The sequence below is a fragment of the Rhodococcus sp. CX genome (genome assembly GCF_015865005.1).
Classification (GTDB): domain Bacteria; phylum Actinomycetota; class Actinomycetes; order Mycobacteriales; family Mycobacteriaceae; genus Rhodococcus.
The window spans coordinates 3608-9185 of the sequence record NZ_JADZGH010000266.1 but is presented as its reverse complement, the minus strand read 5'-3'; the positions used below and the strand labels follow the sequence as shown (position 1 = coordinate 9185).

At 64.9% G+C, this 5578-nt stretch carries 3 protein-coding genes and 1 pseudogene; 3 read left to right on the top strand and 1 reads right to left on the bottom strand.

Features of this window, described 5'->3' with window-relative positions; genetic code table 11:
- Positions 1-2276: 2276 nt before the first annotated feature.
- A complete protein-coding gene (locus I0Q12_RS29795) occupies positions 2277-2486 on the bottom strand; it encodes an AlpA family transcriptional regulator (RefSeq protein WP_197257389.1) in 210 nt (69 codons plus the stop codon).
- A 184-nt stretch (positions 2487-2670) separates the two neighbouring features.
- On the opposite strand from I0Q12_RS29795, the gene I0Q12_RS29790 reads away from it, so the two are divergent.
- From I0Q12_RS29790 to I0Q12_RS34345, 3 genes and pseudogenes are all read left to right on the top strand, one after another.
- Positions 2671-3381 (top strand): ParA family protein, encoded by a 711-nt coding sequence (locus tag I0Q12_RS29790; protein ID WP_197257387.1) that lies wholly within the window; start codon positions 2671-2673, stop codon positions 3379-3381.
- Entirely contained in the window at positions 3381-4304 is a 924-nt protein-coding gene (locus I0Q12_RS29785) for a peptide transporter (RefSeq protein ID WP_197257385.1), read from the top strand. The genes I0Q12_RS29790 and I0Q12_RS29785 overlap by 1 nt, the downstream gene beginning before the upstream one ends.
- Positions 4305-4463: 159 nt before the next feature.
- Positions 4464-5578 (top strand): annotated as a pseudogene (locus I0Q12_RS34345) (hypothetical protein); the annotation flags it as partial.

Genomic DNA, 5578 nt, shown 5'->3' with positions numbered 1-5578 from the left:
TGTTTACCGCGGTAAACCGGCAGCAGGCGCCGGAGGTGACGCTGCAACGGAAGATTCGAGCTGATGGACGACCGGTCCGATGTGGCGTGGGGGCTCACCGGTTTACCGCGGTAAACACCGTGTGTCGGCTGGCGACGATCGAGAGCGTCGATGGTGGCGAAGATCCATCATCGCGCCGACGCGCGTAGCCGGATTGAGTTTACCGCGGTAAACCGGAAGCGGCGGTATCCGCGTTTTCAACGCGACGGAAGGAGTTGCCTCGCCGAAGACGGCGTGACCCGGCCGCGCCCAGGAGCGATGCAGGGGGCTGGTTTACCGCGGTAAACCAGCCCGAAGACACAGGTCTCACACCCGCCTCCGCCGAAGAGATGGCGAACTCGGCAACAACCCTCCGAACTCTTGGCTTCGAGAACTAGCAGGTTGCTCCGGCTGACATTGTTTACCGCGGTAAACAGCTGTAGGTCAGCCCGCCGACATTGCATTCGCTGGACTGGCGGCTGTTAGCCTCCCGTCGTCGGCGTCAGACGGCGCCTGCACCAGCACCGCACACCCGGACCGGTTTACCGCGGTAAACCGAGATCACGCCGAAGGGTAGCCCTTTGCTCCTGCCGTCAGAGTGTTTGTAGCGAGGAAGTGCCCCGGGCGGCTCGGTTTACCGCGGTAAACATCTCGTGCCGCGGAGAGCTCGGGGCCGGCGTGGAGGCAAGTCTGCGGCGGAGATCCTTCGAGGTTGTGGAACGGATGGCTTGAGGTCACGTTTGCTGCGGCAAACCGGGGGAGAGGTATCCCTGATCTGTTGCACTCGGAAGCGGCGTGCCACACATGGCTGTCGGCGGGAAGGGGCCCCGACGCCATAGACGTGAACCGGTTCATCGCGGTAAACCAGGAAGTATCCTCCGAGGGAAAGGTCACCGCCTCAGACTTCCCGGCACGCCGAACAGGAAGTCGGGGTTCTCGTTTACCGCGGTAAACCGCGCCGAACACGTCGGAACAGACTCGTCGACATCTGCAGAAGGTTGGTGCCTTCAGCGCCGAACAGGCCGAACCACCGACTCCTGTCCCTAGGTACTTTGCCGCGCGGAACGCGTGCGGGCCGCCGGGCAACGTCGATGCGCGTGCACGAGGCTAGGCGGAGATCCCATCGTGGAACCGGCGCGACCAAGTCTTCCCCTGGTTTACCGCGGTAAACCAGGGGAGTGGTGTGCCTGAGCGGCAGCCCTCGAGTGGGGAGTCCCACGTTTCGCCGACACCAGAAGCCGACGCCAGAACACGATGCCCGGTGATGAGGGCTCGGTTTACCGCGGTAAACCACTAACACCCGCCGGCCCATGGTGGTGTTCGCCTCGGTCTTCGAGAAGCGCTGTACATGTTGACCGCGGGGAACCATGTCGATAATGTCGGCGTTCTTCATCGACTGCGACAATGGAGCGATGCCACGGATCCTGCCGGCACAGCTGCTACCTGTCGGTCTTGCTGGTTTACCGCGGTAAACGATGTGGATCACTCTTCGTGCCCTTGAGATGCTCGCACGAAACTGCGGCGAGAGCCGTCACTGAGTCTCGGGTTTACCGCGGTAAACCGGGGGAGTGGCATCCTGGACAGGTCGTCCGGGCGCGGTTGGCCCCGCAGTCGTAGCACGAAGGCGATGTCCGCGGCGACGGGCCGGTCGGTTTACCGCGGTAAACCAGTCGTACCTCTTCCCGTGTCGCTGCAGTTCCGCGAGACGGGAAGAGCCCTGAATGAAGGCCTGGTCCGGGCATCGCTGTCTGCTGGGCACAGGTCCGGCCGACAAGGTGGCGCGGAGTTGAATCGAGGTGGCCTGTCTGTTCTGTAGCGGATTTCTCCGACACGATGGAGCCCGGTGCCGGTGAAGTCTCGGGGGAGTCGCAGCTTCGAACGACCATTGCTACCTCCGGTGCAGGACGGGTCGTTTACCGCGGTAAACCACCACAAGGTCGGTCGACCGGTCGGGGTGGCAAGCGATCACGCGGGAAGTATCGGACTCGTATTCCGTGATTGCACCGTAGTACGAAGGCTTCGCGGCCATTTCGGTAGCGGAAGTAGGCATTTCGCGATCGGCCAGGACTCGATAGGAGTGCTGACCCGCGCACATATCCGTCACAGTGACGAAACTGGGTGGTGTAATCCGGTGCCGGAAAGTCGGTCAGGGCAGATGTGCGAGGCACGTTTCGCACAGGTATGCCCGATTCGGAAGGCGACACGCCGATGGCGCTCGAGAAATCTCGAGAAATTTTGGGCGCCAAGAGGATCGGAACTCAGCGTGGGGGAAGGTCGTCGCGGCCCCACCGTCCGCGCCCAGGGCGACTCGCCATCCACTCGTCCACGGTCTCGGGAAGCCAGCCGAGCTTGGGCCCGATCTCTGCATCTGCTTGCGGCAGAACACCTTTGCGGAGATAGCCCTTCGCGGTGTTGTACGCGATCCCAACACGGTCGGCGAACTCGTGCAACGTCAGGTATCGGACCATGCCGGGGATCATACTGCCCGGTTGCACAATAGACCCACGCAGATCTATTGTGCAGAGCGACGCAATCCACCAAAAATGGTCTCAAACCCATTACAGTGGAAGCGCAATCGCCGCCTCGACCGGAACGTGGTGGTGCAAGTCCGAAGTAGCCCCCTCGGGGGTGAAGCATACGGAGGGTATCCCAATGGCTGTGCATGTCATGCTGAATCAAAAGGGTGGGGTCGGAAAATCCACCCTGACAATGAATCTGGCCGCAGTGAAAGCCGATGTCCTCACCTCCGGCGAAGATGACGACGTGCAGTCCCCGGTCGCGGCGATCTCCGTCGACCCCCAGGGCTCGGCGGTTTGGTGGGCCTCGCGAGTCGAAGAACTCCCGTTCCTGATCGACCAGGTCCACGACAACCTTGAGGTCCTGCGCAACCTCGACAAACTCCCCGGCATCAAACACGTCTACGTCGACACCCCCGGCTGGATCGACCTGTCCGGCAACGACGACGGCACCGACCCCCTCGGGGCCGGCACCTCCGGTGACGCCCTGCGCGCCGTCCTCGATGTCGCCGACCTGGTGATCGTGCCGATCGAACCCGAACCGCTGTGCTTCGACCCGACCGCCCGCACCATCAAGCAGGTCCTCGAACCTCTCGGCAAGAAATTCATTGTCGTGGTGAACAACTGGGACCCGCGGGACGGAAAGGTCGACCTCGACCAGACCCGGGAATTCGTCCAGGCGAACGGCTGGCCCCTCGCCCGCACCGTCGTGCGCCACTACAAGGTGCACACCCGCGCCGCCGCCGAAGGTCGGGTCGTCACCGAGTACGAAACCAACCGGGTCTCCCTCCAGGCCCGCGAAGACTTCTACAAACTCAGCCTCGAACTCGCGGACGGCGGCCGCTGATGGCCCCCAAGGGAGGGCGCGCGAACTTCGCTTCGCTGGTCGGCGCAGTCGGAGACAACTCACCGGTCGACCGCAAGCGAACCGTGAGCCCCAAGCCCGTCACGACCGAGCCCGTCGACGGCCAGTTCCTGGCCGATGTGCCGGTCGCCGAGCTCGTCGCCAACCCGCGCAATCCCCGCGACGAGGTCGGCGACCTGTCCGATCTGTCAACCATCACCGATCGGCAGCTGCAACCCGGAACGGCCGTCAGCCGGGCCGCGTGGCTCAAACTGTGGCCCGAGGACGAAGTCGAGATCGGTCCCGCCAAGTACATCGTCGTCAACGGAAACCGGCGCCTGGCCGCTGCCGTCAAGTACGGCCGCCCCGGTCTTGATGTTGTCGTCCGAGACAGCATCGCCGTCAACAAGGGGGAGATCCTCTGGGCGGCGACCAGCGAGAACATCGACCGCCGGGACTTCGACGTCCTCGAAGAAGCCAAGGCCGTCGAGCTGATGGTGGCCGAGTTCGGCAGTGCCGACGCCGCCGCGACCAAACTCGGACGCTCCAAGGGATGGGTGTCCCAGCGCCGCGCACTGCTCAAACTCGCACCAGAACTCCAAGCGGCGCTGCGCGCCGGCGATCTCGCGATCCGGCACGCCCGCTCGCTCGCCAAGGTGCCCCTCGAGGACCAGGTCGCAGCATGGGAAGCCGCGCAGAACCCGGAGTCGGACAAGTCCACAGCCGACGCCGGACCGGCCGATTCCCAGCCGAATACGCCCACGAAGGACGATCCCGACGAGTCGGCGCCGATCGAACCCGCCGACAAGGTGGTGCAGGCACTGAAGAAGTTGTCCGTCGACCCGGCGGTCCTCGCTGCCGCCGTGCGTAAGCACTACTCCAACGACGAACAACGCGCACTCATCGACGCTCTCGGTCTCCGCTAGCCGATTTGCGTTCGTGGACAAGATGATTCCGCAACCAGCCGGACTCCCACCGGCTGGTTGCGGGACACCGTGCCGCGACCCACTCCCATCCGGCGCCTTCGATCACCGTCCGCGCACTTCACGCGGTCACACCCTCATGCGAATCCCTGCGGAGCCCCGATGAGCCGAAACAACGAACAGTTCACGCTCTTCGATGTCGAACCCGAACCCGACACCGAACACACCGACGTGCCCGCCCCACCCGATGCCTCGACATCCGTGGAATCGGATCGGGTAGAGGACGACGTAGTCGACCACAATCGCACCGAAACCCACACCACGACCGATCCGGCCCCCGACGACACCGGCACCGACACAGACCCCGACAGCGACCAAACAAGCGACGACACCCAGCCGAACACAGAAAACACCGACGACCCGAAACCCTGGGAATCCCTCCCCACCGGCACGGACGCCGACGGACACGCCCTCATCGTCACCGCCGAAGCCACCTACAGTCCCTCCGGCGCCCGACTCACCGGCCCCGTCGACACCATCGACAAGCTGGACAAGCTGATCCACTGGGCAGCCCTGACCCCACACGGTCTCACCGCCCAGGTGTGGTTCGTCGGCATCGACTCCTGCGCCCGACTCGGCTGGACGATCGACCCCGGCAGCGAAGACGACGTCGACGACCTCGAACAGCTGCGCCGCCGCGCGGCCGCGGACCTGACCCAGGCCGTCGCCGCGACGCTGCCGCCGCTCATCGCCGCCGGCTGGGAGCTGCGCGGCGATCCCGGCTTCGTCGTGCACCTCAAACGTCAGCTCGGCAAGGCCACCCAAATGGTCGACCTCATCCTCGAACCGTACGTATGGACATACTGGAACAAGGACTTCGGCTGGGGCAACCGAGTCGGGGACATGGGCATCCTCGGCTCCCCGACCGCCGGCACCTACCTGCCCGACGACGACCTTCCCGCCGCCCGCGAGCTCGGCCGCCGCCTGGCCTGGTCCGCCAAACACCTCGGCACACTGCCCGGCCCCACCCCGGCCCGCACCGGCGCCGCGATCCTCGACAAGATCCGCCGCGAACGCACCCAGAGCGGCAAGGGCATCGTCGTCACCGCCGCGGGTCCGGTCCCACCGATCGACGGCGCCCCCCGCAGCGATCTCGAACCTGCAGCCGGTTGGTCCCGGATTCCCGATGACGATGATCTCGACGGGGTGACCCGGCTGGTCACCATCGACCAGCGCGCTGCCTACCTGGCCTCGGCCGGGATGCTCTCGTTCGGCTA